The following is a 26,070-nucleotide window of genomic DNA, read 5'->3' as shown; positions in this document are numbered from 1 at the left end:
AACCCTCGTTTGGTCGCGTGGCAAAATCCTCATCCTGCTAGAATTGTCCTGTGTCGTGCGCGAAGTCTAAATAGCTTTCGAGCTTTGACTCGGGCTGAGCGCGGTTGTCGTGGTGCTGTCAACGCTGAAATTTGCCATGCCAGATGCGTTTTCCCTGCTCAATGCGTTCCCCACCAATCGCGAGTGGCGACTGAACGTTGGGGACGGGGTGCAGGCGGGGTTTGATTGGACCAAAACCTCAGGGCGCGGCTTCTTTGACGCGTTGACCTTCGGCATGCGCACATTGCTCGATTGGATCGAAGTGGTGCTTGTCGACACTCCCTGGCCAGTTGTTGCACTGGTCATTGTGATGCTGGCTTATCTGTCGGCAGGTGCACGGGTAGCGATTTTTACCGGGGCGGCGCTGGCCTACTTGGGTCTCTTAGACTTCTGGGAGAAGGCAATGACCACCATTGCACTTCTGGGAGCTGCAGCGCTGATTTCGATCACTTTGGGCATTCCTCTTGGCATCTATTGTGCAAGACGGCCTAAAATGTTCTCAATCGTGCGTCCGATCTTGGACTTCATGCAGTCGATGCCATCGTTTGTCTATCTGATCCCCGTGGTGGCCTTCATCGGCTCGGGCAAGCCCGCGGGCGTTGTCGCCACCATGATCTTCGGCAGCCCGCCGGTGATCCGCTTTACCGTGCTGGGACTGCAGCAGGTGCCGGAGACCGTGCGTGAGGCCGCGCTCGCCTTTGGTGCGACTCCGCGGTACCTCCTGTGGCGAGTGGATCTACCACTGGCGCACAAGACGATTATGGCGGGCGTCAATCAGACCATCCTTCTGTCCCTGGCCATGGTCGTTGTGGCTTCGCTGATTGGCGCAAAGGGACTGGGTGAAGATGTCCTGGAAGCGCTGCAGTATGCCGCCGCAGGTCAAGGTATCCTCGCAGGTCTCGCGATCTTGTTCTGCGCTCTGATCCTTGACCGGATTGTTGCTGGTCGGAGGTAGGTTGAACTAACAGCGGGAAGTGCGAACTACCGTGCTACCTTTTCCTCCCCATCAGGTTTTCAGTGGGCCTGATAACTCTGCACCTAGCCATGTAGTGTTGGCCGGGTGCTTTTTTCGTAGTGCAGTTCTAGAAGGTGGATACCGGCTGACAACCGTGCATAGAGGTATCTTCGACCAACTCAGGACTTGTACCGTGATGCAACAAAACAAGTAAAGCAGCCATACAAGCACAACGCAGCATTGGTCAAATTGGGCTCATTGAGAACTTTCTCCGCACGCAGGATCAATGGCCGCAATCAGGCGGATTGACGTGATGGTGCGTTTGGCCCGCAGATGAGCCGAGCACTCAACCAGAGATCGCTTCACATAAAACCGCTTCAGCGATGTTCGCGGATTGTTATGGCGCTGCAATTCGTGCGGTGGTTGCGAAAATCGGTCAAACTGGGAACTCTGCTGGTTTCAGCGCCAAGCTTTGTCGCAACTAGCTTCATTGAGTCGCCTGGCGCTCTTTTTCCGGCCAGAATTCATCCACCACGACATATGCGATGATTACAAAGAAGGCGGCGCTGGCAACTTGCAAAACTCGAGTGATGCTCTTGACGTCAGCCTCGTCTGAAAAAGGTGCAACCGACCCGCCGTATACAATCAGAGCCGTTGTAATAGCGGAGCCGGCGGCGGCGGCGAGCGGAACTTGAGATTTTCCAAGTGCTCCGAGTGTCAAACAAAAGAAAAAACACAGCAAAATGGGGGTGAGAATAACCGGAGCTATTACGTTTATTTCATAACAAATGATGGATACTGCCGCCCCAAGAAGGTTTGCCGTCAGCATAGCTTTTGCAACTGTTTTGCCTGCAGTAGGCATTGCCGCAAGTTGTTGGCTGAGCAGCGCGACAAAGAACAGAACAAGCATTGCAGACGCGCCGGAAACAAAAAACGCCATAGCAAAAGGCACTGTGACAAGAGACATCCTGACTATTCGGCGATGTGGGTCGAAACTCGTCTGCGAGGCAGCTTTTTTGTGAGCCGCCGTTTGAGGTTCAGCGGGTATCAACACGAACATCAGCGTCGATACGAAGCCTGCAAACAGCAGGTTCAACGGTATCCAATACACGAGCACCAAAGCCAGATCTTGTGACTGCAGAACTAGGTTCGGGATCATCAATGCCCCCATTAGAGCTATAACTCCGGGTAAAACTCCGGCGCCAGAAACCGACCACATGAAAGACAGGATTATTCCAATGGCCACTAGAATGAGAAAAACAAGAGGATATGGTGAGAAGATTGACGACACCAGAAACGAAATGAACATCAATCCAATTGAGAAGACAAACAGCTTACCAAATGCTGCCAAAGGCAATGCGGCAGGTGCTTGCAGAAAAAGGGCGGCGAACACCGCCCCAACGACGGCGAGTGGCCACCCAAGAAACAAGCCCAAGGAAAAGACGCCGGTGACACCCACCGCAAGCCGGGCGACAGAGCGTTGGTCCTCAGTACGCATAGGACAGAATTGAAACCACGCGGATGTAGGTGCGGCCTACGAGGTTCAGCAACGAGTTGTCGCTTAGATACATGATCACATCGGCCTGCCCGTTCAGCTGAAAGCGAAGATCGTCTTCGGTGCTTCCAGCTTCATAGCCTGGCAATACGATCCTGACTGGGAACCTTTCCGGCTCCCGCAAGAAACCTTTGGTGCTGGGCGGACTTGCAAGTTGCCCTGGCTCATCACCGCCACTCGAAGAAACAGCAGCACTAAAGCTCTCAATGACGCCCGGAACAATCTTACCTGGATGCATATCCAACACCACATCAACCGGAGACCCTATTGAAGCCCTTCCCAGGTTGTTCTCTGTAAAATACGCCTCGATCCAGACGTCAGTTGCGTCCAGAAATGTCAACAGATCCTGACCGGATCGCGCATACGTTCCAGGGGCTATCAACAGATTAGAGATCACACCTGTCGCCGGAGCACGCAGTTCAGTCCATTCAAGGTTCAGTTCTGCATCCGCCAAGGCCGCCAACGCGCGCTGAATTTTCGGGTTTTCAATCCCATCTTCACCAAGCCTCTGCTTTGCTTTTTCCAGATCCGCTTTTGCATTCTCATAGTTTGCCTCAGACTCTGCCAATTGCCCTCGTGCGTCATCAGCCTTTGAGACGGCAATCAGCCCTTTCTTTTCGAGCGCAAATACGCGTTCCGTTTGGATGCGCATCGTATCCAGATCGCTCTGCGCCCTTGCTAGTTTGGCCTGTGCCGCTCTTACCTCTGCCGAAGATGCGCCCACTTCTTGAGTGGCTTCTTCAAGGTCAGCTTCCGCTTTGTCGCGCTGAATTTCGTAGGGTCGGGAGTCGATCCTAATGAGGACATCTCCGGCCGAGACAATCTGACCGTTTTCGACCAAGACTTCTGTCACAGTGCCGGTCACCTGCGGAACGATCTGGGTCGCTACGGCTTTCACCCTGGCGTTTCCGGTAAACGGTGTTTTTCGATCAGCGACTAGGTACCAGACAAGAAAAATCAGAATGACGGCCAAGGTTGTCCATATCGTCTTCCTCATTTCGCCGCACCTTCAGCAACGTCCTCGGCTTCGGGCGAGGTATCAATCCACACTTTGAATAGCTCATAGAAGACAGCGAAGAGAACCGGCCCCATAAAGACGCCGATTAAACCGTACGCCATCATACCTCCGAGAACACCGATGAGGATGACCAACATAGGAGTCTCGAGGCCTTTTGAGATGAACACGGGTCTTAGGAAACTGTCCATTATCATGACTGGAACGGCCAATATGGTGAAGATCAAAGCAGTTCCGCCGGACATGGAGCTCCATGCGTAGATAATAACCGGTATAAGAACCAATCCGGGCCCGATTTGGATAATCGAGAGTATCAGGCAGACAAATGCCAGCGTGGCGGCCGAAGAAATCCCAAACAAAGCCAACAATATCCAAACGAAGACCGCCTGAATGGCTGCTACACCAATCACGCCTTTTGTCACGTTCCGAATCGTTGCGCCTGCCAGTGTTATGAATTCACTGCCGCGCGGTGCGAAGACACGGTTGGCAAAGCGCTGAAGGCCCTGAACCAAATTTGGCCCGGGACTGAACAACGCCCCCATAATCAACACGGACAAGGCTAAGCCTAGAAGCCCGATACCAATGCCCAACACCTTTCCGAACAGCGACTTGGTGATCTCAAGGATTTGCGCGCCATATTTTGCAAGCGCGCCGTCAAGATTGCGCTCAAACATTCCCCAGACATCGGAAATTTTGTCTCCAACCAAGGGCAATTCCTTGAGGCCCTCGGGCGCAGGTGGGACTTTCAAATCACCCTTGTCTGCTTGTTCCGCGAATTCAGACCCAAGTTCTGCGGCACCAGACACCGCAGTTGCGACTGGTCCGAGGGTCAGAGTAAGGCCCAGCAAAACCAAGATCGTCGTGGCAAGCTTTTTCCGACCTCCCAGCTTGGACTGAAGCCAATCAAATGCCGGGTAAAGCGCCACACAGAGGATCGTTGCCCAGATAACCACACTTGCAAGCGGTGCCACCATGACCAGGGCGCTGTAGAGGAATAGCCCGAGAAAGAGCAATCGTATCGCTAGATCGACAATCTTCGCGTCCTGTGTCTTTTCCATTCCATCCCTCCATTTGTTTTTCGAATGTTACACTCAAAAAACATAATATGTATATTTTTTTGAATTTTAGTGATCATCTATCAGCTTGAAGACACAAATGAATCCGGGCCACGGCTTGAGGTGCCCAGTCAAACCAATGCCTGGGCATGAACTCGATTTGGCCAAATTGGGATAATCTACTTGTCCGCTTTTTTGTCGTCCTGGGACAAGATTGTGTCCGCCACTGTGGTTGCTGCAGTCACGAAGACACCGAGACCTACAATAATGTATACCATCGTAAAGATCTTCCCTGCCGCGGTTTCGGGTGAAAAGTCACCAAACCCCACGGTCGAAATGGTCACGACAGAAAAGTAGATTGAGTCGAGCCAGCTCCAACCTTCGACAAAGTGATAAAAGACCGAGGCCCATAAAATCATTCCAACTGTGAAGGCAAGAATGCCTTTCACTCTACCGTCCTTGAAAGCGACGCCTATCCCACGTGTTATTCTGGTTAGTGAATTCATTATGTCCTCATCGTTTGATGAATTCACACATAGCAGTAATAAGATAAATATGGAAAATCGGAGGCACTTGGCTGCCTGTCGGTTGAAGCTTACGTCGTGCCGCCATGGTCAAAGCTCATGCAGCGCATCCGTTTTCGCTAGTAAAACTTATTTCAAGCCAGCTGTTTAGAAACCGGGCGTGCAGCACTAGCCGAACGTTTGTCGTTTACCCGCTTCTTAGCGGTTCGAGCAAATCGTTGAGAATACCGGCTATACGGTCAAGATCATTCAGAGTTCAGAACAGTTACCGACCATATATTCCATTAACTTAATGATTAAATGGTCTAGGCTGCCCATTGGATGAATCGGAATTTTAGGAGAAGAACGTGCGATACGCTACAAAAGGTATTTTGATTTGTTGCGCTGTCGCGTTTGTCGCTGTGTTAGCAGCTTGGCTTTTCCTGTCTTCTGCGTTGTTTTCCTCGGTCAGGACTACTTTCGTCGAAAACCTGATCTCCAAAAAACTTGGTCAGGAGGTTAGAATTGAAGATGAAGTGCGTCTGGGTCTTGGTCGGCAATTGCAGGTATCAGCGGCAGGGCTGGTACTACCGGGTTCCCAGAATGTTGATGTGAACCTGGCAGCAATCGATGAGATTGAGTTTGAAGTTTCCGCGCGCGACCTTTGGAACAGTAAACTGTCGCTGAGTGGTCTTTCGCTCTCGGGCGTTCACCTGAACCTAATCACAGACAAAGACGGCGTCGGAAACTGGAAGTCCATTTCCTATACGGAAGTCGAAGCCGGGAAACCTACTGAACCTGCAAACATGCCTGTAGCCGGAATTCTAACGGACCACGAAATCGACCTGACCGATATCACCGTTCTTTATCAGAGTGATCTTAACGGGCTTGAACTGGATCTGAAGCTTCCTGAGTTGCTTTTAAAGCGCGATGCGGAAACAGATGTTGCGACCGCAGTTGGGGCCGGTTCGCTAAACGGAGAGAAGTTTGATCTGAACGCGACATTTCCCGCGGAAGACCCGTTTAAAGTGGCGGTGAACTTTGAACAGATTGCTTTTGTCGCCGAGGAAACCACCAAAGTAAACGGTCTGCAAGTGACAACGACCGTAGAGATTGCCGAACTTGGTCAGCTTCTCGATATCCTGAAGCTTAACCGGGTTTTGGAAGGTTCTGGAAGTATTGGTGCAACATTCAAATCAGTCGACGGCGTAGCACGGATTGACGACCTATCTGTATTGGCTGAATTAGATGACGGACAAAGCCTTTCGCTGTCGGGACAGATCGGAGAATTGGGAAACCCGGAAGACGTATCACTGACAACCCGCATTAGGTTGTACCCCGAAGATGCTGAACCAGCCCCCGCCGCATCGCGATATGATCTAAAACTTATCGCGGTCGACATGGTTATCGACAGCGTGCCCGGGCAGGTTCCGCAGCGACAAATGGTTATTAAGACCAACGGATTCACGCTGGACACGTCCGGCGAAGGCCCGCCCCCGATAAAGTTCTCCGAGCTTTCCAGAACTCCAGAAGGTGCCTTAAGGGTCGGAAGCATCAACCTGCGAATTGGTAACCCTGCCGATCCGTTTATCATTTTGAACGGTTCGGTCGATGACGCGCTGCAATTGCAAGGCATATCAGCTGAAGGCCTAATGGATATTCCGGCAAGCAGTTTGATCTCGCCAGAATTGTTGGGACCAGACGACCAGTTTGGCAGGTTTTCCGGTGACTTCCATTTGAACGGCGATATAGATCAGCTTTCGCTGACGAATTTGGATGGAAAGACAAGCGAAACGGAAGTCTGGAACCTTGAGGTGCATGGCAATGTTAAGAATGTACTCAAATTCGAGGACCTGGATTTGGCAATTGATGTCGCAGTCCCATCCGGAGCGGACCTTTTGGAGGCACTATCGCTTGAACGCGTGGAAACCGGGCAGGCTCGCCTTGAAATCGACCTCGTTAGCGAAGGCACCGATTGGAACGTTAGTGCCAATGTTGTGGTCGCCGACTCTGTCTTGCAGATTTTGGCCGATCTAGATGATGCAACAAGTGACCCGGTGTTGCAGGGTTCCATTGAGAGTGACCTGATAAAGATAGATCAGATTCGAACTATCGTTCAGGCCGCTGCACAGTTGCGGAAAATAGGCGGTCCAGAGCCGGAGGAGCAAGAATCTAAGCAAGAAGACGAGGGCGACCAAGGTGCGTTAAGAGATGTAACACTTAAACCTATCGGGCGTTCAATTCTCTTGTCCGGTGTGGATATAGATGTCGACGTTGACCTTCGGCACATAGAGGGTGCCAAGGGCATCAGCAGTTTGCAGAGCGAACTGACACTCAACAAAAACGAGCTTAAGGCTGGACCTCTGAAGTTTGAATACGGAGGCGCTCATTTCGACGTCAGCGGGCAAATGGATCTATCAAACGACGCGCACCTGCTCACATTGACCGGCAAAGCAGGTGGCTGGCAGCTGGATGATATTCTTCACAATCTGAACTTCAAAAAGGGCGCGAGCGGTACAATCTATGCAGATTTTTCGGTCACCGGAGGAACCGATTCACCGAAGCATTTTGCCAACACAATGAGCGGCAACGCCACGGTCTCACTGCGTGATGGCTCGATCGAGACCCAGCTTTTAGATTTGGCGGGGCTTGGGGTGCTACCTTGGGTGTTTACTAAAGAGAAACAAAAGGTTGCTCCAATCGTATGTTTGCGTGCGCCGATTAGTATTTCAAATGGAAGTATTTCGACGAAACAAACCACATTGGAGACAGATCATGTCCAAGTCGTCGTCTTTGGCGGTGTTAATGTGGCGGGCAAGGTTTTGGACCTAAATCTGCAGCCCCGCAAGATTGGCGAACCTCTTTCGAAGAGCCCCTGGCCCGTGACCTTGAAGGGCCCGCTAGCAAAGCCGAAGATCAAGGTCAAAGACGGTCCGAAACGACTGAAACGATCGGATGGTGCGGACAAAATGCCAGTAAAAAGAAAACTTTGCGTTCCGGACATTTTACAACTGCAGTAGTGGCGGAGGCAGTCGATAAAAAAACACTTTTAAAGTTCAAAAAGAATGACATCGCTTTCTGGAAGTGATTTCTGCTTTGGGTTTTCTCTCGATATATTCCGCACTTTAGGCGAATGGAAACTCTCTTGGAGTTCAGCAGACACGATGGAAGACCTTTGAGACGCAAATGGAAAAACGTGTGCACTATTGAAATGGCAGCTAAAGCGAAATCAATAGCTTAGTTAAGCGTGAGTGGCAAAACTATGTGTCGCCCGACAATCCTTGTAAGGCGACACATAGTTCTGCCACCAGCGACAGAACCTTGCCATTTTCGCCTCACTTCCTTGATCCAGTACCTAGAACGATTTAATTGATCCTGACTTCCTAACGGGAAAATCAGGGCTGATTTGCAGATCAGACGTCGAAGACGCCTGTTTCTGTTGATCTGTCACGTGGCGAACACGGATGGGGGCAAGGCAATGCTATTCGACAATAGTGGTGTGGCCCGCAGGCTCAGCCCAGCATAGTGTCTGACGTCAGCGCCAAAGTCGTATCACAAGCCTTATGATAGGAAGTAGGACGTTATTTCTCCCACTCCTTTTACAAAATGAGTTTGCGCTTCCGCGTTGGGCAAATGGTCACCCAGCGCATCCTTGGTTTCGGCAGAGATGTGGATGTGCCCCGACCTGCCTGTGGCCTCGAGACGGCTGGCAAGGTTCACGGTTTCCCCCCAAACATCATAAATTGACCGTTTTCGCCCAATCAGACCAGCAATGACCGGTCCGGAATGGATGCCAATGCGGATTTGCAAACCCGCGCTACTTACTGTGCTGTCAGACATCGTTCTAAGGATGTCACGTGCAAAGTTTACTGCCGCGTGGGCGTGGTCCTCGCGATGCAACGGAATACCCGATGCCGCCATGTAGGCGTCTCCAATCGTCTTGATTTTTTCGATGCCGTGCAGGGTGGCCAGGTCATCAAAAGCAGTAAACAAGTTTGACAGTTCAAGGATCAGGTCACCGGCGTCCATGCGGGCTACCAGTGGTGTAAATTCTACGATATCCGCGAATATTATGGTGGCGCCGACAAAGCGATCAGCGATGTTTGTCTCGCCATCGTTTAGTCGTTTGATAACCGGCGCGGGCAGCATCGAGTGCAGCAATTTGTCTGCCCTGTCACGTTCGTATGTGATCTCATTTGTGAATGCCAACTCCTTGGCGCGCCAGCGACTGCGTTCCATACAGGCATCGACGCGCGCGTGCAGCAAAACAGGATCGATAGGTTTTGGCAAATAGTCCTCGGCGCCGACACTGATGCATTTGGCGATAGCGTTCGTCTCGTTCAGACCTGAAACCATGACTACGGGTATTTCGCGCCAAGACGGATCTTTTTTCATTCTTTCGAGGACGTCGATGCCATTTACCTCTGGCATTAGGATATCCAACAGAACAAGGTCGAACCCCTCGCGATCTAGTGCTTCAAAAGTTTCGCCGGCTGAGCCGACCGATCGCACACTGTGTCCGCGGCGCTCTAGCAAACGAGTTAGGATTTCCCGATTGGCCGCCTCGTCATCAATCACCAAGATACGTCCGGTCAGGGCTTCGCGACTGGCATCAGAGTTCGCAAGGCTGCGTTCAAGGCTGGCCGCAATTTCCTGATCCCGGTCAATGTCCTCAGCGTTATTCTGAATGTCTGCATCACTGATGGTGCTGTCGATCTGTAGCGCCAGCTTACGCGCTTCGCTCAGGATAGCGTTTATGTCGCTGCGAGCGGACGGCTCCAGATCTGCCTCGAAGTCATCCAGCACCATTTCCGAATAACCAATGATCGCGTTGATCGGTGAGCGTAAATCATGCCGTAATTTTGCCTGAGCGTCTTTATCGGCCGAGATTTGGTGCGCACTTTTCCCCAACAATTCGATCATCTGAACAAGGTTGCTGGCGGCGGCGCCAATCTTTTGCAAATCCTCCAACGCGGCTTCTGGCCCAGTTCTGCGCACCTCCTCGATCAGCAGGTTATGAAACCCTACGATCGCTTCTGACGGCCCATTAAGGTTCTGGGAAATGCGGGTGGCTAGTGCCAACTTGTCTTTTCGGTTCTTGGAAACCATGCCGCGCTACCCGTCCAGCAGTTTTTTAATAATCTCCAGCAACCCAGGCAGTTCGATCGGTTTGGTATAGAATTCGTCGCAACCTGCCTCCATGGCTTTGTCGCGATCACTCTGCATCGCATGGGCTGTCAAAGCGACAACTGGGATAGCTCTTGTGTCTGGGTTTGCTTTTATCTGTCTGGTCGCCTCCCACCCGTCGATTACGGGCAGGCTCATGTCCATTAAAATCAGATCTGGTTTATCCGATAGGGCTTGTTCGACACCAGCCTGACCATCGCGGGCCGATACGGTTTCGTAGCCTTTTCTCTGCAGCCGGCGCGACAGCATGTCGAGGTTCATATCATTGTCTTCCACAATAAGTATCTTTGCCATCGCCTTTAACTTTCCGACTTATGAGTAATCCTGTAGCTGACGTTTCAGTGCCGCAATCAGATCACCTCGACCCGTATCGCCTTTGCGAATGACTTCATCTGAATGGGCTTTTAACCAATCCAGCTCGTCCCGCGTGAGGTCCTTGGATGTGGCTACGATCACCGGCAAATCTGCAAGCCCATCGGTTGTGCGAACCGTTTTGAGAACATCGAAACCGTCAACATTCGGCATCATGATATCCAATACCATCAGAGTCGGCCTTTTGGATTTCAATTGGCTGAGCGCGCCGTGACCGTCTGCCGCCTCACGCACTGTCCAACCATTGCGCGTCAAAATACGGCGAAACAGGTTCCGCGTTGACATATCGTCGTCAACGATCAGCACATCCTTGTCACGCCCCGTGGCGATTGAATCTAGTGTTGAAATCAGCCGTGCAGGATCAATGGGTTTAATAAGGTGCTCGATCGCTCCGAAGGCAAGTCCCATGTCGCGATCCGCGACAATCGTGGCCAGGACGACGGGTGTTTCGCAAAGCTTCGCGTCAGCCTTGAGTTCTTTTAACATCGACCAACCGTCGCGTTCGGGCATAATAACGTCCAGAAGAATAACGTCAGGCTTTTGCGAGCGCGCGATTTCCATGCCTGCCTCCGCATTCGATGCCAGCAAGACATCATACCCTTCCTCGCGCACGATTTGTGCAACCGCGTTCCGTGCGTCTTCTTCATCATCCACGATCAGAACGCGGCCCAAAGCAGTGTCCGGTGACGTTTCGCTATGATCATTAATCGACGTAGAAACGGTATCGTAGCGGGCTGGGATTTCGAAAGAGAAGGTTGATCCAACACCCTCTTTGCTATCGACTGTGATGTGTCCACCCATCATACGTGTAAATTCCTGTGCAATGGCGAGCCCTAACCCGGTGCCCCCGAAATTTCGCGTAGTAGACTGGTCAGCTTGGACGAACGCCTGGAACAGCTTGTCGCGTTGCTTTGGGGTCATGCCGATACCTTCGTCTGCCACTGAAAATCGAAAATAGTCCTGGTCGTTTTTTTCCAGTTTGGAGACAAGAAGCTCAATCTTACCACTTTCGGTGAACTTTGCAGCATTGGACAACAGGTTGAAAAGGTTCTGCCGGAGTTTGGTTTTATCGGTTTCGATCTCGTCAGTGTCTTCGAGATCACAAGAGAGAACCAGATCATTTCCATTCTTGCTCACCAAGGGCACCACCGTTGAAGCGACTTCGTCCAACAAGGGTCGGAGGGCGAAGCGTTCCGGGTACATTTCCATTTTGCCCGCTTCGATCTTGGATAGATCAAGAACGTCATTGATGAGAGAGAGCAGATGCCGCCCAGATGCCATGATCTTCTCCAGATCATCGATCGCTGTCTCGAAACCCATTTCCTGCGCATCTTCGGACAGCATTTCGCTATAGCCGATGATTGCGTTCAGCGGTGTACGCAACTCATGGCTCATGGAAGCCAGGAACTGGCTTTTAGCCGAGCTGGCCGCGATCGCCTGCGCGTTGGCTTCTTCAAGTTGTTCCTGTTTGGACTTAAGGTCAGAAATATCGCTATAAACGGCGACCGTGCCCCCGTCGGGTGTCTGGCGTTTTGATACCTGAATCCAGGCACCACCCAGCAAGACTTCTTGGCGATCCCCGTCAGGTCTGCGATGTCGTGCGAGCCGGCTGCTAATCCACTCTTCGTCTGGAACATCGCCGGTATCCACCGATTTTCGTTCCAGCTGCAGCCTCAAGATGTCTTCGAACCGTGTGCCCGGCACAAGAATGTCGTCCACATGTGCGAAAATACTTCGGAATCGGTCGTTGAAGAGTATGAGCTCGTCTTCGTTGTCGAACAGCGCAAATCCATCTGGGATTGTTTCAATCGCAGTGAGGATTGTATTGCGCTGGGCACGCGCTTCTTCTTCTAGTTCGCGCCGTTTGTCCTGGCTGTCGCGAAGGGCCCTTAGCGCTTGGGACATCCGGCCCAGCTCATCAGGGCCTTCGGGCGGCAGCGCGACATCCCGTTCACCCCGGATCAGGCCTGAAATCGCAATGTTGATTGCATGCAGTGGCACAACGATCGATCTCAGAGCACGCCAGGTAAGAAGCGCTCCCAATATCACAATGACAACACATGCAATGATCGCTCGGTTCATCGCTGCCTTGGCGGCAACCGTTGCTTCATTTCTGGTTTGGTCGGCGCTTTTGGATAGGTCCTCGACCAATTGCGTCAGCGTCTTGTCGACAGCATCACTGGCCACTCGGGCCTGTGCAAGTAAAGTATTTCCCAGCACTCTGTTGCCGTCGGTGTAAGCATCGGCTGCTTGCATGGAAGTTTCGTAATAGGAGTTTGCCTGCTCTTGCACGCTGGCTGCGGACTCGGGTGCAAAAGCGGAGAGCTGTTCGAGGCTGCTATTGAGCTTCGTGCTTGCTTCGTTCGCGCGCCGCTCCGAAAGGGTCAGTAAGCTGACAGAAAGATCCGTCAGCCAGTACCTCATCTCTCCAAATTGACGATCTGCCTGGCCTGCCACTTCCAGCCGGTGAAACTCAGTATTTGCGTCCTGTATGCGGGCTTGGTTGCGCGCCAGATCGTAGACCATCACAATGGTGCTCACGACCAAAGCAGCTAACAATAGCGCCGACAGTGATCCTATGCGCACCGGAATAGTGTTTTCGGACACCCACCGCCAATTGTCACTCACACCAGGTTCTTGTTTCATCTAAAAAGGGTTATGCTGATTGCACCTGCCAGATCCCCAAGTTGCCCACCTTCTTTTGGGAAACCGGTCACATCCGTTTCACCCGCTGGCGATCCGTGGCATGAAAGACAGGACTCAGAGTAGTATTCGGGGATCAGCATTCGGAAAGCGGGTGTTCCTGAAACGTCAGTTTCTTCGAAAAATGGCTGCCCTTCGGCCCAAGAAGAGTTCTTGAACTTTTCCTCGATAACCGAGTTCTCCCAAGTATCGGGACGGGCCATGCGATTGCGGACAAGTTCCGAGGGCGCAGTTACCTTGACCATGGCAGATGTGCCGATTTCATCAGCGAATTGCTCATTTACCAACCGGGCAAAAACCGCTGGAATAAAACCTTTGAAAGCCACTCCTTCGGCATTTATTATCTCTTGGTTTGCGTCGATAACAGTGACCATAGCGTCCAGTTGCGTTTCAGTAAGCCTACGCTCCAATGGGTCCAGTCCATCATGCAGCGGTGGTTCGCCATTGGCCTCCAAGTAGGCCTGAATAACTTTCTCATAAAATACGTCACCGGATAGACCTTTGTCAGTGACGGTTGGATCGTTGATTAGTTCTTGGCTGTTTGACACCACACTTCGACCGGCTCGCAACACCGCCGCTAGTCGGTTGCCCGTCTCAACCTCTTCTGCGGTTTGCGCCGCAACACCATCCGGACTAAGCGGATAGAATGTACTCAAAATGACCGCTGCTGCTAAAATTGAATTCTTCAAAAGACCAACGCCTCCACGCAAAGTCGAGTGCAGTGACAATAAGATAGACTAGCAAAAATTCTCCAAACTGTCTTATGAATTCGGCCCGACCAGAGTTGTACAACCAAGAATTGAGTGTAGTTAGTGACGGCTGAGCTAGTGATCACGCTGCTTGTGCGCCAATCAGATTTGTCCGCAATTCAGATGGCGAGCGAAGTTTCGTGAACGTCGGTTCTGAGCCTTTTGCTACTTCCTTATCCAAGCGCAACATTTGTCACCAAAAGTGCATATGCGTCTTTCATCTCAGCCATTGGGCTAATGGTGGCACAGGGAACTGGCAATATCTTGCTGGGGAATTGGCAGGCCTCTTTTCATTCTTGATCAAATCAGCGTAGAAATCCGTCAATCTTCGAACCGGCAATGAAGCGTCTTGCAAAACAGCGCCCATAAAACAAATACGATTTGGCCACGCTTTTTTGGTGCCGCCCGAACCGCGATCGCGATTGGGGTTCTTAGTCTATTCTCTGCCTGCGCTAAGAGTCCAACCGATGCGGACCTTAATCCGGAACGTCAGTCAATGGCTCTGCGTGAGGTCGCGCAAAAGCAAGCCCGTGGGCAAAGAGTGTGGTGCGTGCCCTATGCACGGAACCTCAGCGGTATCCAAATTCGCGGCAACGCCAAGGATTGGTGGGGTAGGGCGCGCAGTATTTTTGAACGGGGCAATGAACCAGCTGTCGGTGCGGTGATGTCGTTTCGAGCAACCGGCGGGATGCCTTTGGGTCATGTGGCTGTCGTGTCCAGTATTGTCACGGACCGGGAAGTCATCGTGAATCACGCCAACTGGCACCGCAATAAAGTATCGTTGAAAATGGGCGTCAGGGACGTATCCAAAAACAATGATTGGACCTTGGTCCGGGTCGAAACCAAGCCGGGCCAGTATGGCAATTTCTACCCGGTAAACGGGTTTATCTATCCGAAAGATGACGGGTAACTCAATTTCTGTTCGCGTCTGCTGCCAGGTATCCGAATGTGCCCAGGCGTTTTCCGTTTCGGTCGTGATGCGTGGACACTGACCTTTCGTGCAGGGAACCCGAACGTCGGTATCGTCCGCACCGCAACTGTCCACGGATCAAAAACACTGCATCTTTGTTTATTGCTCGCTTCCTGTGCATTGCCGCCGTCGCTGAGGCCTAGTACCTCACACGCCGCGAAGATCTGCTTGGTGGCCATTGAGTTTTTGGATGAGTTTTGGTCGAGGCCGGCATTTTACCCAATTTACGTCAATGAGCTTTGGGTTTTGTGCCCCAAGAAGTCGTCATCCAAGTGGATAGCACGAATTCAAACGCGTTCAGCAAAAATCCTAAAGTAAGCGGTCATGATAGATTTGTTGTGTTTGCCATCTACCGATTGAGTGTTGAAGCAGTTCAATTACAAGTACATCTGCTGCGGCCAAGTACGCAATGTTAACCGTGTTCTCAACGACCCGTTGTGTTGGTGTAAGCTCGGTACTCACACTCCAAGAGGATAGAAGAAACCAACCAATCCCATGTCGAAGAGCAAATTCGACCGAAGTTGGGATGTATCAGTAGAGCAAAGAAATTGGGAAGCGGCAACCAACGCCTCCTGATCCTAGCAGACGCAAGCATGAAAGCACTTACAAATAGATTTCTGCCTTGAATGCCATCTCCCCCAAAAGCACTCGCTGCTACGATAAGCAGCCAATTTGAACCGTCTAAATCGCTCCGGAACGCCAATAGCGCGTCTCTTGATCTTGCTGTGGTCGTCAGTTTTGGTCTTCTAGCCCCAAGAACTTAATAGCGAACTTAGGCTCAGGATTCATAACCAGTAGATGACAGTTGCCGCGAGAGCGATTGCTGAGAGGAAGACTTTCGGGCAGCGATCGTAGCGGGTCGCGACGCGTCTCCAATCTTTGAGCCTGCCAAACATGATCTCGATGCGGTTTCGCCGCTTGTATCTGCGCTTGTCGTATTTGACTGGTGTCTTGCGTTGCTTTCGACCGGGGATGCAGGCGCGTATCCTTTTGTCTTTCAACGCGTCTCGGAACCAGTCGGCATCATAGCCGCGATCGCCGAGCAGCCAGTCCACATTTGGGAGGCTGCTGAGCAGAGCCCGCGCACCGATGTAATCGCTGACCTGCCCGGCGGTGACAAAGAGGTTCTAAGGCAACCCATTGCTGTCGCAGATTGTGTGCAACTTGGTATTCATGCCGCCTTTGGTTCTGACAATCAGGCGACCACGCCCCCTTTTTGACCCCCAAACTGGATGCCGTGCGATGGGCCTTTAGATATGTGGCATCGATCATAACCGTCTTTTCTTCGCCGTGCTCGGCGGCCAGACCAGCCATGATCCGCGCGAAGATGCCTTTTTCGCTCCAACGCTTCCAACGGCTGTAAAGCGTCTTGTGTGGCCCGTATTCCTTGGGGGCGCCCCGCCAGCGCAACCCATTGCGATTGATGAAGATAATCCCGCTCAAAACCCGTTTATCATCAACCCGAGGCTTGCCGTGCGACTTCGGAAAGAAAGGGGTGAGCTTGGCCATCTGCACATCGGTCAGCCAAAATAGGTCGCTCATGTCACCGCTCCGTTTCTTGGAGCCGTGAAGCACGCGGCAAAACAAAAATCAATGCATCCTGACCCTAACCCAGTTGTCATTGATGGATCAGATATGCGGTGGGCGTTCGACATCAAAATGCACTCAAGTTCAAACCTTATTTTAGCAACGAAATTAGGCGCAGAGCAGTGGATCCGTTGCTTGCAGATGAAGTTGGCACCACGTTTTTGAGTTATCAGCCAGTCGTCACTATCGGCGCAAACCAGATCTCCAGCACAGATGAGAATTTTGCATCAATGGTAGGTCAAGAAGTGTGTTTTCTGTTGTCAGGTAGTTCCGCTTGATGATCTGAGTCGCTACGATTGGAGTTGAGGCAACAGGCAGGTTAACGTGATGCGTAGTGCAATCTTTTTACCCTTAGCGGCATTTTTCATAGGCGTCATTGTCCAAACTGACACTGCAGCAGCGGCATCTCTTGGACGATACAAGGTTTTTGGAGTTGAAGATGGAGACATGCTGAAATTGCGTGCAGGACCTGGAGTGGGTTTTAACGTGATCGTGGGTCTTCCAAATGGAACTGCTGTTCGAGTTCACAGTTGCGAGCAAACCGGTGGCACCCGGTGGTGCCGTGTGTCCTTGCAACGCGCGCGTGGATTAAAGGGGTATGTCTCCTGGGCATATTTGCAAAAAATCTGAACCAATAGCGGTTAGCGCTGTCGTTTTTGGTGACACCCTAAAAACGCTGATGGGAAACTCCCTTTCAGTTCAATTGGCGCTCTCGTTTCAGGGGTTAACCAAGCTTAATTGCTACGAAAAACGCCCTTACCAGATCGCAAGGTCCTCGCTCAGGCAGTACGTCGAATACCGCGGTAGCAAGACTTCCCGAATACTGCTTGCAGAGGTAGGTCTAGGCAAAAATGCGTGAATATTCGGCCCGGATTCCAACTGCTGCAATCCGCACATCAAAAAAATGATGGAGCGCTCCTGTGCCTGGGACCATCATTGCGGAACGACCACAAGTGAGCCGTATTTTCGCTGAACCAACCCGCCGGCCTCCAGCTCTGCAACGAGCTTGGCGAAGGCACTTCGGGACAAGCGACAAATCTCAGCCAAATGCTGTTGGGTCAGGGGAATGGCGCGGGTCGGCGCAAACGCGTCGGATATCCTGGTCAGGATTGTAAGGCTGCGCAGTTTGGAATCCGCCAGCATAAGATCACGGGCAACGCGAATGGCAAGTGCGCCATTTGTGACGGCCAGCGCCCCAAGCGCACGCCATATCGGTTGGTCGTCCTGCTCTAGTTGGATCAAAGCCTCGTACGGGACCCGCAGCAGTTGGCAATCTGTCAGAGCAATCGCGCCAATCTGTCGGGGCGAGCCGGTGATTGCCGCCGCCTCGCCAAACCAGGCACCGGGCCCGAACACATGGCCCAACACGATCCCGGATTGGCCATCGTCCAACTGAATTCCAACAGCCCCTGACACAACGGCAAAAACGGATTGATCATGATCAGAGAGTGCATAAATGCCCGCGCCACTTTCGACACTCACACTGCGACCTGAATTTACCAGGCCGTTAGCCAGACGTTCATCTATCGCACTAAGCCAGGGAGATGCCGCCACTAAGGCCTGAATCTCTTTTATTGTGGATGGTTTCTGCATCAAATATCCAATTTAAGACAATCCCCGCGCGCATTTTGGATTATCATATCTGAAAGCGTGCGAACAAGCGCTCTGTATCTGGGAGAGTGAATTTGAAGACAACAATGGTACTATTTGCGTTGTCTGCTTCGGTGTTCTTGTGTGCGCAAAAGGTGCAAGCCGCAGAGGGAGGCATCGAGACCTATCTTCTTGGCAGTCGCGACAGCATGTCGGGCATCCTACCGCCTCCCGGAACTTACCTAAACAACGATTTCGTGTATTTCAGTGGTACCGCTCCCAGCATGGCTTCGGGCGGTGTGGTCGTGACAGACCCTGATGTCGAGGTGTTTACCTACAAGTTCAATTTCACTCATGTTTTTGACGCGCAGTGGGGCAATGCGCGATTGGGCCTCAATTTCAATTTGCCCTACGTTTCGGCAAACGGGCAGTATTCCGGCGACCTCAGCTCGGGGTTTTCCGGAACCCTCAACGATGACGGCGAACATGCCTTTGGTGATATCGTTCTTTCACCTCTCTTCAATTGGAGCAAAGGCAAGCTGCATACAACATTGGCCCTACAGTTCTTTCTGCCCACTGGCCACTATCAGACGACGCAGATCAACGTCGCAAACCGGTCGATTGACGCCCTGAATGCCGGAAAAAACCGATTTGCATTTGACCCAACCCTGTCGATGACCTGGTTCGACCCGACCACAGGATGGGAGTATTCAGGATCGTTCGGCGTCACCTTCAGCGCCGAGAACGACGCCACCGACTATCAGACCGCGCCCGAGGCGCATTTTGAAGGCACTGTCATGCGGCATTTGCCCAACAAACTTGCCCTTGGGGTAACGGGATATGCCTACCATCAGATTGGCGATGACAGCGGCAGCGGGGCGGATGGAATCAAGCAATTGCTCGGGGCCGACAGCTTGCAGGCCAGCGTGTATGGTCTCGGCCCTATTGTTAGTTGGTCAACTCAGATCGGTCAGACACCGATTTCAATCAAGGCAAAGTACATCAAGGAGTTTGGGGCCAAACGTAGATTTGAAAGCAACAAGGTCTGGATGACTGTTGGATTGGTGTTCTGATGGACCGTGTTCCAACCATCTGTTCTGACGATGACAAATTCGGTCTCCGAGATTGCTCAAACGGACGGCCTAACTCTTGCCAGCCACAAGTAGGTTGGCCCGGATGCACAACTATCGCAGCAAAAATAAACGCGGATGGGTATTTGAACGAAAGGGTTTGAGATGACCATGCATTTGACTCTGGCAACTGCACTTGCGGTGTCGCTGACTTTACCTGCGCTGGCGCAGGATACGGCCTCGGCCGACAACGCGGCTGGGGACCTCAAGGGGCAACCATATTCTCCCAATGCCAACCGGGGATTTCCGACGAGGGTTCTGTTTGGTGATACGCATGTCCATTCGGCATTGTCGGCGGATGCAGGTGGCGGTGGCACGACTTTGATGCCAAGAGACATGTACCGGTTTGCCCGAGGCGAGCAGGTGACGTCGAACACCGGGCAGCCCGTCAAGCTTGAGCGACCTTTCGACTTTTACATGCTCACTGAACATACCGATGGCGTGGGGGTGATTACCGACATCAAAAAAGGCGCGCCAAACATCATGGCGGACGCACAGGGCAAGAAGTTTCACGAAGCGTTCGCGAAGGGCGGTGACGAGGCCAAACAGGCCAGCATCGACCTGATCGCGCAATTCAGTCAGGGCACTTTAAGCCAGGCGTTGCTGTATCAACCCGGGATGCCAGGCTATGACAATACTTGGCGCGATCTGGTACAGGCCGCAGAGGAATTCAACGACCCGCATGTTTTTACTGCGATGATCGCTTATGAATGGACCTCGTTGACCGAAGGCAACAACCTGCATCGCAATGTCATCATTCGCGATGGACCTGAGAGGGCGTTGCAAGTGGTTCCATTCCTGATGGCGCCTCCAATGGGCAGCCCGGATCCCCGCGACTTGTGGAAATGGATGCAAAGCTATGAGGACAAGACCGGAGGGGACGTGCTTGCTATTCCGCACAATCCGAACCTCAGCAACGGCATCATGTTTGCGCTGAATGACACGTTGAACGACAATGCGCCTTTCGATCGAGAGTATCTGCAAACCCGGCAGCAATGGGAAAAGCTGGTTGAAATTGGCCAGACTAAAGGAGACAGCGAAACCCATCCGATGCTGTCCCCGACAGATGAATTTGCCGAATACGAACGGTGGGATTGGGCCAATCTGGATATCTCCGAAGCCAAGACGCCTGAGATGCTCGCCACGGAAATGGTGCGCAATACGCTAAGAAACGGCCTGGTTTTTGAGCAATCCGATGGGATCAACCCCTTCAAGCTGGGCTTTGTGGGTGGTTCGGATATCCACACCGGGCTGACCACGCAGCTCGACAACAACTTCTTTGGCGCCTTTACTTGGATGGAGCCGTCAAAAACCCGCGCCACCTCGGTGGCCAAGGGCAATGCGGATTTGGGAATTTCCTATAAGGGTTGGCAATATGCCACTCCGGGTCCGACGGCCGTCTGGGCCACTGAAAACACCCGGGCAGGTATCTTTGATGCGATGGAACGGCGCGAGGTCTATGCGACCACGGGCCCACGCATCACAGTGCGGTTCTTCGGCGGAGACTTCGTGGCCGACGACATCAAACACCGCGAGTTGGCACGGATCGGCTATTCAAAAGGTGTCCCGATGGGTGGTGATCTGGCGGGTAGCGATGCACCGTCTTTCCTTGTTTACGCCCTGCGTGATCCGATTGGTGCTAACCTGGACCGCATCCAGATTATCAAGGGCTGGGTTGATGCAAACGGCGAGACCCATGAAAAAATCCATGACGTGGTTTGGGCCGGTGATCGCACGCCCGGTGATGACGGTAAATTACCACCCGTCGGAAATACCGTCGATCTGAGCATCCCAAGCTGGACCAATGATATTGGCCGGGCCGAACTGGGTACCGTGTGGACTGATCCGGAGTTCGACCCCTCGCAGCACGCATTCTACTATGCCCGTGTTATCGAAATCCCAACGCCACGCTGGACCGCCTATGATGCGGTTCGCTTTGATGTCGACATGCCCGATGAGGTCAAGATGATCACGCAAGAGCGCGCTTACACCTCGCCGATCTGGTACACACCTGAAGGATGAAGCCGATGAAAACACTTATTATTGCGACATCCACCTTGGCGCTGTCGACTATGGCATTGGCGGAACCCAACCCCATGCGTAACGCATACTTTGGTGAGACCCATATGCATACGGCACTGTCGCTGGATGCATATATCGGTGGTGCACGATTGATGCCATCTGACAGCCTGCGTTTTGCCAAGGGCGAACCAGTCTTGGTAAATGGACGTCACAAACAATTGTCGCGCCCGCTCGATTTTGCAGCGGTCAGCGATCACGTGGAATATCTGGGCGAGATGTATTCGACGATATTCCCCAGGGCACCAGGATACGAGCAGGAAGATCTGCAACAACTACGCAGCCTGGAAACGCTGAAAGACAAACAGGACTGGTTTTATAAATACGTCATTGCCAACAATCGCGGCGAAAATCCCACGCACCCACCTTTTTATCAGGGGCCTGAGACCACCAAATCCGGTTGGCAGATCATTATAGACGCGGCCGAGGAACACAATGATCCGGGCAGTTTTACAGCCCTGATTGCCTTTGAGTGGTCGGCGGCACCAAACGGTGGCAACATGCATCGCAACGTGATTTTCCGCGATAGCGTGATCCCGGGCCTTCCGATGTCAAGCTACGACTCCAACAAGGTCGAAGACCTCTGGGACTGGTTGCAAAACGCACAAGACAATGGATCAACCCTTTTGGCGATCCCGCATAATTCGAACGCGTCAAAACAGCAGATGTTTCCCGAACTCAACAGTTTTGGCAAAGCTCCAGACAAGGACTGGGCCAGCACTCGGCAGGCTTGGGAGCCGCTGATCGAAATGATGCAGATCAAAGGTAATTCTGAGGTGCACGAAGCATTCTGGCAGGCGGATGAGTTCGCTGGTTTCGAAAACGCAAATTCCATCCAGAAAAACTCAAACCGGTATTTCCACAAGCGCGACTTTGTGCGCGAAGGGTTGAAACTGGGACTGGCGGCCCATCAGGAGTTGGGCGTAAACCCCTACAAATACGGGTTCATCGGCGGCACTGACAATCATAACGGTCTGATGTCTGATCTGGCCGAAGATGATTTTATCGGCGGTCACGGTCCCGAAGATGGCAGTGTTGATCGACGTCGCAAGGGCGGGGTTGGCGGTTGGATCGACGGGATCGACCTTTCGATTGGTTCACTTGCTGGTGTCTGGGCCGAGGAAAACACCCGAGCCTCGATTTGGGATGCGATGAAACGGCGTGAAGCTTTCGCTACATCCGGGCCTCGGGTCAAAGTGCGGATGTTCGGTGGCTCGGACCTTGCGGACAATCCCACCGACCCCGTTGCGATGGTGGAAGATGGCTATGAAAACGGCGTGCCGATGGGTGGTGATTTGATTGGAGCCAAAGCGCCCACTTTCACCGTTTATGCGCAAAAAGACCCGGACGGCGCTAATCTGGATCGGATCCAGATCATCAAGGGCTGGGTCGACGCAACGGGCGAGATCCACGAAGAGATCATTGACGTGGCCTGGTCCGGCGATCGCGAGATCGCCGCAGATGGCAAACTTCCTTCGGTGGGTAATACTGTCGATCTGAAAACTGCCCTGTATACGAACGACATTGGCGCCCCAACATTGATTGGCAGTTGGACTGACCCTGGTTTCGACCCAGAGCAAGGCGCGTTCTATTATGCACGTGCTATCGAGATTCCGACACCTAGGTGGTCGACGTATGATGCCGTTCGATCTGGCCTTCCTTTGTTGGAAGAAGTCCCCGCTACAATTCAGGAACGCGCCTGGGGCTCGCCGATCTGGTACACGCCCGCCGGATAAAGCCGTTTCTTGAACCTCAGAATATACCGCGCCTGCAAGTCGCTCAGCGAGTGTCAGGTATTGGCGAAGCTAAAACCTAAAGGACCGTATCAGCACCAAGGCCAGCGGTGTTTGTGGATTGCAGCCAATGGTTGCATTGTCCACGCGCTGTGAATTCAAAAGACGCCTTTCCGAAATGACGAAAAGCTGGTTCACACGATCAAAGCAAACGATTGTACCGAGGTCAGTCGACCGCCCTCACTGCAGTGTAAAGTCGGCGAAACAAAGTCAGTCTGTCGTGCAGTGCGCCTAGGTCAACGGGTTCAAATCTGTCTTTTGTCTCGGGCTGAACCGCCAGATCGGCAAGATCAAAAGTACCAACTCCACAAGCCGCCAGCTGGGCCGCGCCGTAGGCGGGGCCAGAATCCGATCCCTCAGAGCGTATCACCGGCTTTCCTGTCACCGTTGCAATCAGGCCCAGCAAGAGGTCTGATTGACTGCCACCGCCGATTGCAGCCAATTCCGGTAGATTTTCTATCGTGTCTCCGAAGCTCTGCGCGGCGTCAGCAAAACAAAAAGCAATTGCTTCGACTACGGAACGGCAGAGATCCGCGCGCGTTGTCGAATCCTCAAGACCAAAGAAACAGGCGCGAATATGTGGATCCCCAAGGGGGCTGCGTTCACCTGTCAAATACGGTAGGAAAATCGGTCCGCGATCACCGCTGACCGTTTCAGCAAGCGCAACAACTTCGGCAGCGGACAGCCCCAATTGACCGCCAATCCACGAAATCGGCCTTGCGCCGTTCAGCATAGCGGCCATTTGGTACCAACGGTCGGGCAATGTGTGCGCAAAAGCATGCACATAGCGTTCAGGATTAGGCTTGAACCGGCGGTCCGCTACGAACAACTGGCCGGACGTCCCTAGGGAAATAAAGCCACGTGCCGGTTCGGTGGCGCCCAGAGATACCGCCCCGGTTGCCGCGTCTCCGCCTCCGGCAACGACGCGCGCGCCGGGTTTCAACCCGGTTTCGGCTGCGGCGTGCGCCGTCACGGTTCCGACGACGACGTGGCCGTCGAAAACCTGCGGCAGCCAATCGGGCGCTACATCAGTGGCTTCGGCAATTCCGACGTGCCATTTTCGCGATGCCTGATCGAGCCACATTGTACCGGCTGCATCGGACGTGTCGGTTGCCAACTCTCCATGCAGGCATAACCCGATGTAATCCTTGGGCAGCAGGATATGAGCAAGTCGGGCATAGTGTGCCGGCTCATGATGTTTCAACCAGGCGATTTTGGGTGCCGTGAAACCCGGCAAAGGGAGGACGCCAGCGATATAACCAATCTGCGGCTGGGCTTCGCGCAGTTCACCGCACTCACGTACCGCTCTGCTGTCATTCCACAGGATCGCCGGGCGGATCGGGCGCAGATCGCGATCCAGCAAAACGGCCCCATGCATCTGACCGGACAACCCGATGGCCTGCACCTCAGACAGCGTGACCTGTTTTGCAAGTTGGCTCAATGCATCGCGCGTCGCCTGCCACCAAGTATCCGGGTGCTGCTCTGACCAACCGGGCTGCGGCGAGGAAGTCTTTATGTCTACTGAAGACGTTGCAAGAATTCGATGGGTATCCGCACAAACAAGTTTGACCGCTGATGTTCCGATATCTATCCCGAGAAACATTCAATCCCCTTGCCCGCAGAAACGCCCGGACCTTGCATGGCTATTGATTTTTTAGCGCGCGCAAAGAATATGTAAAAATAGGATAAGATCAAGGCGGCTCAGATCCGCAGGCAGACTGACATGACCAAAATAAAGAATATGGAAGAGTTCGCAGCCCTCAGCGGCATTTCGCGGCCTACGGTATCCAAGTACTTTCACGATCCCGACAGCGTTCGCCCGACAACACGCGCCCGTATCGAAGAGGCGTTGGAGCGGTTCGACTATCGCCCCAATATTTATGCAGTGAACCAGAACCGGAAACTGACCAAGAATATCGGCATCGTCGTGCCCTATCTGGCTGATCCGTTCTTTGCCGAAATCGCGCGTTATTTGGAGCAAAGCTGTATCGCAGCTGGGTATCGTCCGTCCCTCTTTAGCTCCCATGGCGAACAAAAACTGGAAAACGACATTCTGGACGGGCTGCAATCCATGAAGCCTGCCGGGGTTTTGTTGGCGCCATTGGGACGGACCTCAGACCAATCAGTGATCGAGAGGTTCTGCGCCAATGTGCCGACCGTATTGTTCGACAGTAATCTAGAAGGTCTGGGTGCCGCGTTTATCGGGTCGGACAATTTCAGCTTTGTGTCGCAGACCGTAGAATATATGACCCGGACGGGCGAGCCCCCGTCATTCTTCGAAATGCGAACGCCTGCGAACCCGAACGCCAATAAACGCCGAAAAGCCTATATTGAAGTCATGGAGCGTCTCGGGTTCGAGCCGCATATCATCAGAGTTGACGGTAAGGGCTGGGCGTTTGAAGAGATCGGTCACAAGGGTGCGCTGAAAGTTCTGGCGGAAAACGAGCTGCGAACAAACTCGGTCCTGTGCAGCAATGACCGGCTGGCAATCGGTTTTCTGGCGGCCTGCTACGAGCAAGGGATTCGGGTCGGGCGACGGGACGATTGCGCGCTGCGTCTGGCTTCAAATGACGATCATCCCTTCGCAAAGTTCACTTGCCCCTCTCTGACCACGGCTGCGCATGATTATGACAACGTTGCCGGGCGTAGCGTCGAAACTCTGTTTGAACTCATTGAAAGTGGAGGGAAATTTGAAACACGGTCGGAAACATTGTTCCCTGCAAGGCTGGTTTTGAGGGATTCCGCGTAGCTCCAAAAATTAACGCGCGTAAAGTTTTCATTGACGCCG

17 protein-coding genes and 2 pseudogenes are annotated in these 26,070 nt (G+C 52.8%); 8 read left to right on the top strand and 11 right to left on the bottom strand.

The features are described from left to right. Positions 1 to 94 precede the first annotated feature (94 nt). Positions 95 to 994 (top strand): annotated as a pseudogene (locus DS906_RS17875) (ABC transporter permease); the annotation flags it as partial. Positions 995 to 1,481: 487 nt separating this feature from the next. Here DS906_RS17875 and DS906_RS17870 read toward each other — a convergent pair. The 4 genes from DS906_RS17870 to DS906_RS17855 form a co-directional block, all read right to left on the bottom strand. Continuing rightward, a complete protein-coding gene (locus DS906_RS17870; RefSeq protein WP_113791450.1) occupies positions 1,482 to 2,492 on the bottom strand; it encodes a DUF2955 domain-containing protein in 1,011 nt (336 codons plus the stop codon). After that, a complete protein-coding gene (locus tag DS906_RS17865; protein ID WP_113791449.1) occupies positions 2,482 to 3,546 on the bottom strand; it encodes an HlyD family secretion protein in 1,065 nt (354 codons plus the stop codon). The genes DS906_RS17870 and DS906_RS17865 overlap by 11 nt, the downstream gene beginning before the upstream one ends. Continuing rightward, positions 3,543 to 4,622: an AI-2E family transporter gene (locus DS906_RS17860; protein ID WP_113791448.1), complete on the bottom strand. Its 1,080-nt coding sequence runs from the start codon at positions 4,620 to 4,622 to the stop codon at positions 3,543 to 3,545. Before DS906_RS17860 ends, DS906_RS17865 begins: the two co-directional genes overlap by 4 nt. 176 nt (positions 4,623 to 4,798) lie before the next feature. Further along, a complete protein-coding gene (locus DS906_RS17855; RefSeq protein ID WP_233494834.1) occupies positions 4,799 to 5,068 on the bottom strand; it encodes a potassium channel family protein in 270 nt (89 codons plus the stop codon). A 422-nt stretch (positions 5,069 to 5,490) separates the two neighbouring features. On the opposite strand from DS906_RS17855, the gene DS906_RS17850 reads away from it, so the two are divergent. Beyond that, complete coding sequence (locus DS906_RS17850) at positions 5,491 to 8,142, top strand: AsmA family protein (protein ID WP_113791446.1); 2,652 nt, start codon at positions 5,491 to 5,493, stop codon at positions 8,140 to 8,142. Between the two features lie 541 nt (positions 8,143 to 8,683). Here the strand turns inward: DS906_RS17850 and DS906_RS17845 are convergent. From DS906_RS17845 to DS906_RS17830, 4 genes are read right to left on the bottom strand one after another with little or no spacing between them, the layout of a single operon-like run. Beyond that, positions 8,684 to 10,231, bottom strand: a complete 1,548-nt coding sequence (locus DS906_RS17845; protein ID WP_113791445.1) for an adenylate/guanylate cyclase domain-containing protein — start codon at positions 10,229 to 10,231, stop codon at positions 8,684 to 8,686. Positions 10,232 to 10,237: 6 nt separating this feature from the next. Further along, positions 10,238 to 10,603, bottom strand: coding sequence for a response regulator (locus DS906_RS17840; RefSeq protein ID WP_113791444.1), 366 nt, complete (start codon positions 10,601 to 10,603; stop codon positions 10,238 to 10,240). 18 nt (positions 10,604 to 10,621) lie between these two features. Beyond that, positions 10,622 to 13,327, bottom strand: coding sequence for a response regulator (locus tag DS906_RS17835; protein ID WP_113791443.1), 2,706 nt, complete (start codon positions 13,325 to 13,327; stop codon positions 10,622 to 10,624). Further along, positions 13,324 to 14,040, bottom strand: a complete 717-nt coding sequence (locus DS906_RS17830; RefSeq protein WP_113791506.1) for a DUF3365 domain-containing protein — start codon at positions 14,038 to 14,040, stop codon at positions 13,324 to 13,326. Before DS906_RS17830 ends, DS906_RS17835 begins: the two co-directional genes overlap by 4 nt. A 442-nt stretch (positions 14,041 to 14,482) precedes the next feature. Here DS906_RS17830 and DS906_RS17825 point away from each other — a divergent pair, with 442 nt between their 5' ends. Continuing rightward, complete coding sequence (locus DS906_RS17825; RefSeq protein ID WP_233494833.1) at positions 14,483 to 15,043, top strand: CHAP domain-containing protein; 561 nt, start codon at positions 14,483 to 14,485, stop codon at positions 15,041 to 15,043. 845 nt (positions 15,044 to 15,888) lie between these two features. Here the strand turns inward: DS906_RS17825 and DS906_RS17820 are convergent. Continuing rightward, positions 15,889 to 16,645: pseudogene (locus DS906_RS17820) on the bottom strand (IS5 family transposase). A gap of 372 nt (positions 16,646 to 17,017) precedes the next feature. On the opposite strand from DS906_RS17820, the gene DS906_RS17815 reads away from it, so the two are divergent. Beyond that, positions 17,018 to 17,320, top strand: a complete 303-nt coding sequence (locus DS906_RS17815) for an SH3 domain-containing protein (protein WP_113791442.1) — start codon at positions 17,018 to 17,020, stop codon at positions 17,318 to 17,320. Between the two features lie 303 nt (positions 17,321 to 17,623). Here the strand turns inward: DS906_RS17815 and DS906_RS17810 are convergent, their stop codons facing one another. After that, positions 17,624 to 18,283: a Crp/Fnr family transcriptional regulator gene (locus DS906_RS17810; RefSeq protein WP_113791441.1), complete on the bottom strand. Its 660-nt coding sequence runs from the start codon at positions 18,281 to 18,283 to the stop codon at positions 17,624 to 17,626. 104 nt (positions 18,284 to 18,387) lie between these two features. Here DS906_RS17810 and DS906_RS17805 point away from each other — a divergent pair, with 104 nt between their 5' ends. The 3 genes from DS906_RS17805 to DS906_RS17795 all read left to right on the top strand — a co-directional run bounded on the left by DS906_RS17805 (position 18,388) and on the right by DS906_RS17795 (position 23,225). After that, positions 18,388 to 19,353, top strand: coding sequence for a transporter (locus tag DS906_RS17805; RefSeq protein ID WP_113791440.1), 966 nt, complete (start codon positions 18,388 to 18,390; stop codon positions 19,351 to 19,353). 162 nt (positions 19,354 to 19,515) lie between these two features. After that, on the top strand, positions 19,516 to 21,432 hold the full coding sequence (locus DS906_RS17800; RefSeq protein ID WP_113791439.1) for a DUF3604 domain-containing protein: 1,917 nt from the start codon (positions 19,516 to 19,518) through the stop codon (positions 21,430 to 21,432). A gap of 5 nt (positions 21,433 to 21,437) precedes the next feature. After that, on the top strand, positions 21,438 to 23,225 hold the full coding sequence (locus tag DS906_RS17795; RefSeq protein ID WP_158541342.1) for a DUF3604 domain-containing protein: 1,788 nt from the start codon (positions 21,438 to 21,440) through the stop codon (positions 23,223 to 23,225). A gap of 223 nt (positions 23,226 to 23,448) precedes the next feature. On the opposite strand, the gene xylB is transcribed toward DS906_RS17795, so the two are convergent. Beyond that, entirely contained in the window at positions 23,449 to 24,885 is a 1,437-nt protein-coding gene (xylB, locus tag DS906_RS17790) for a xylulokinase (RefSeq protein WP_113791437.1), read from the bottom strand. A gap of 120 nt (positions 24,886 to 25,005) precedes the next feature. Here xylB and DS906_RS17785 point away from each other — a divergent pair, with 120 nt between their 5' ends. After that, on the top strand, positions 25,006 to 26,031 hold the full coding sequence (locus DS906_RS17785) for a LacI family DNA-binding transcriptional regulator (protein WP_113791436.1): 1,026 nt from the start codon (positions 25,006 to 25,008) through the stop codon (positions 26,029 to 26,031). Positions 26,032 to 26,070 lie beyond the last annotated feature (39 nt).

This window comes from Ruegeria sp. A3M17, assembly GCF_003318255.1.
Taxonomy (GTDB): Bacteria; Pseudomonadota; Alphaproteobacteria; order Rhodobacterales; family Rhodobacteraceae; genus Ruegeria.
The sequence above is the reverse complement of the archived record's forward strand: the minus strand, read 5'-3'. Positions and strand labels throughout refer to the sequence as shown.

Excerpts from the sequence above, each read along its gene's own strand:
- DS906_RS17870 (WP_113791450.1), bottom strand. The coding sequence starts at position 2,492 with ATGCGTACTGAGGACCAACGCTCTGTCGCCCGGCTTGCGGTGGGTGTC.
- DS906_RS17865 (WP_113791449.1), bottom strand. The coding sequence starts at position 3,546 with ATGAGGAAGACGATATGGACAACCTTGGCCGTCATTCTGATTTTTCTT.
- DS906_RS17860 (WP_113791448.1), bottom strand. The coding sequence starts at position 4,622 with ATGGAAAAGACACAGGACGCGAAGATTGTCGATCTAGCGATACGATTG.
- DS906_RS17845 (WP_113791445.1), bottom strand. The coding sequence starts at position 10,231 with ATGGTTTCCAAGAACCGAAAAGACAAGTTGGCACTAGCCACCCGCATT.
- DS906_RS17840 (WP_113791444.1), bottom strand. The coding sequence starts at position 10,603 with ATGGCAAAGATACTTATTGTGGAAGACAATGATATGAACCTCGACATG.
- DS906_RS17835 (WP_113791443.1), bottom strand. The coding sequence starts at position 13,327 with ATGAAACAAGAACCTGGTGTGAGTGACAATTGGCGGTGGGTGTCCGAA.
- DS906_RS17815 (WP_113791442.1), top strand. The coding sequence starts at position 17,018 with ATGCGTAGTGCAATCTTTTTACCCTTAGCGGCATTTTTCATAGGCGTC.
- DS906_RS17810 (WP_113791441.1), bottom strand. The coding sequence starts at position 18,283 with ATGCAGAAACCATCCACAATAAAAGAGATTCAGGCCTTAGTGGCGGCA.
- DS906_RS17805 (WP_113791440.1), top strand. The coding sequence starts at position 18,388 with ATGGTACTATTTGCGTTGTCTGCTTCGGTGTTCTTGTGTGCGCAAAAG.
- DS906_RS17800 (WP_113791439.1), top strand. The coding sequence starts at position 19,516 with ATGACCATGCATTTGACTCTGGCAACTGCACTTGCGGTGTCGCTGACT.
- DS906_RS17795 (WP_158541342.1), top strand. The coding sequence starts at position 21,438 with ATGAAAACACTTATTATTGCGACATCCACCTTGGCGCTGTCGACTATG.
- xylB (WP_113791437.1), bottom strand. The coding sequence starts at position 24,885 with ATGTTTCTCGGGATAGATATCGGAACATCAGCGGTCAAACTTGTTTGT.
- DS906_RS17785 (WP_113791436.1), top strand. The coding sequence starts at position 25,006 with ATGACCAAAATAAAGAATATGGAAGAGTTCGCAGCCCTCAGCGGCATT.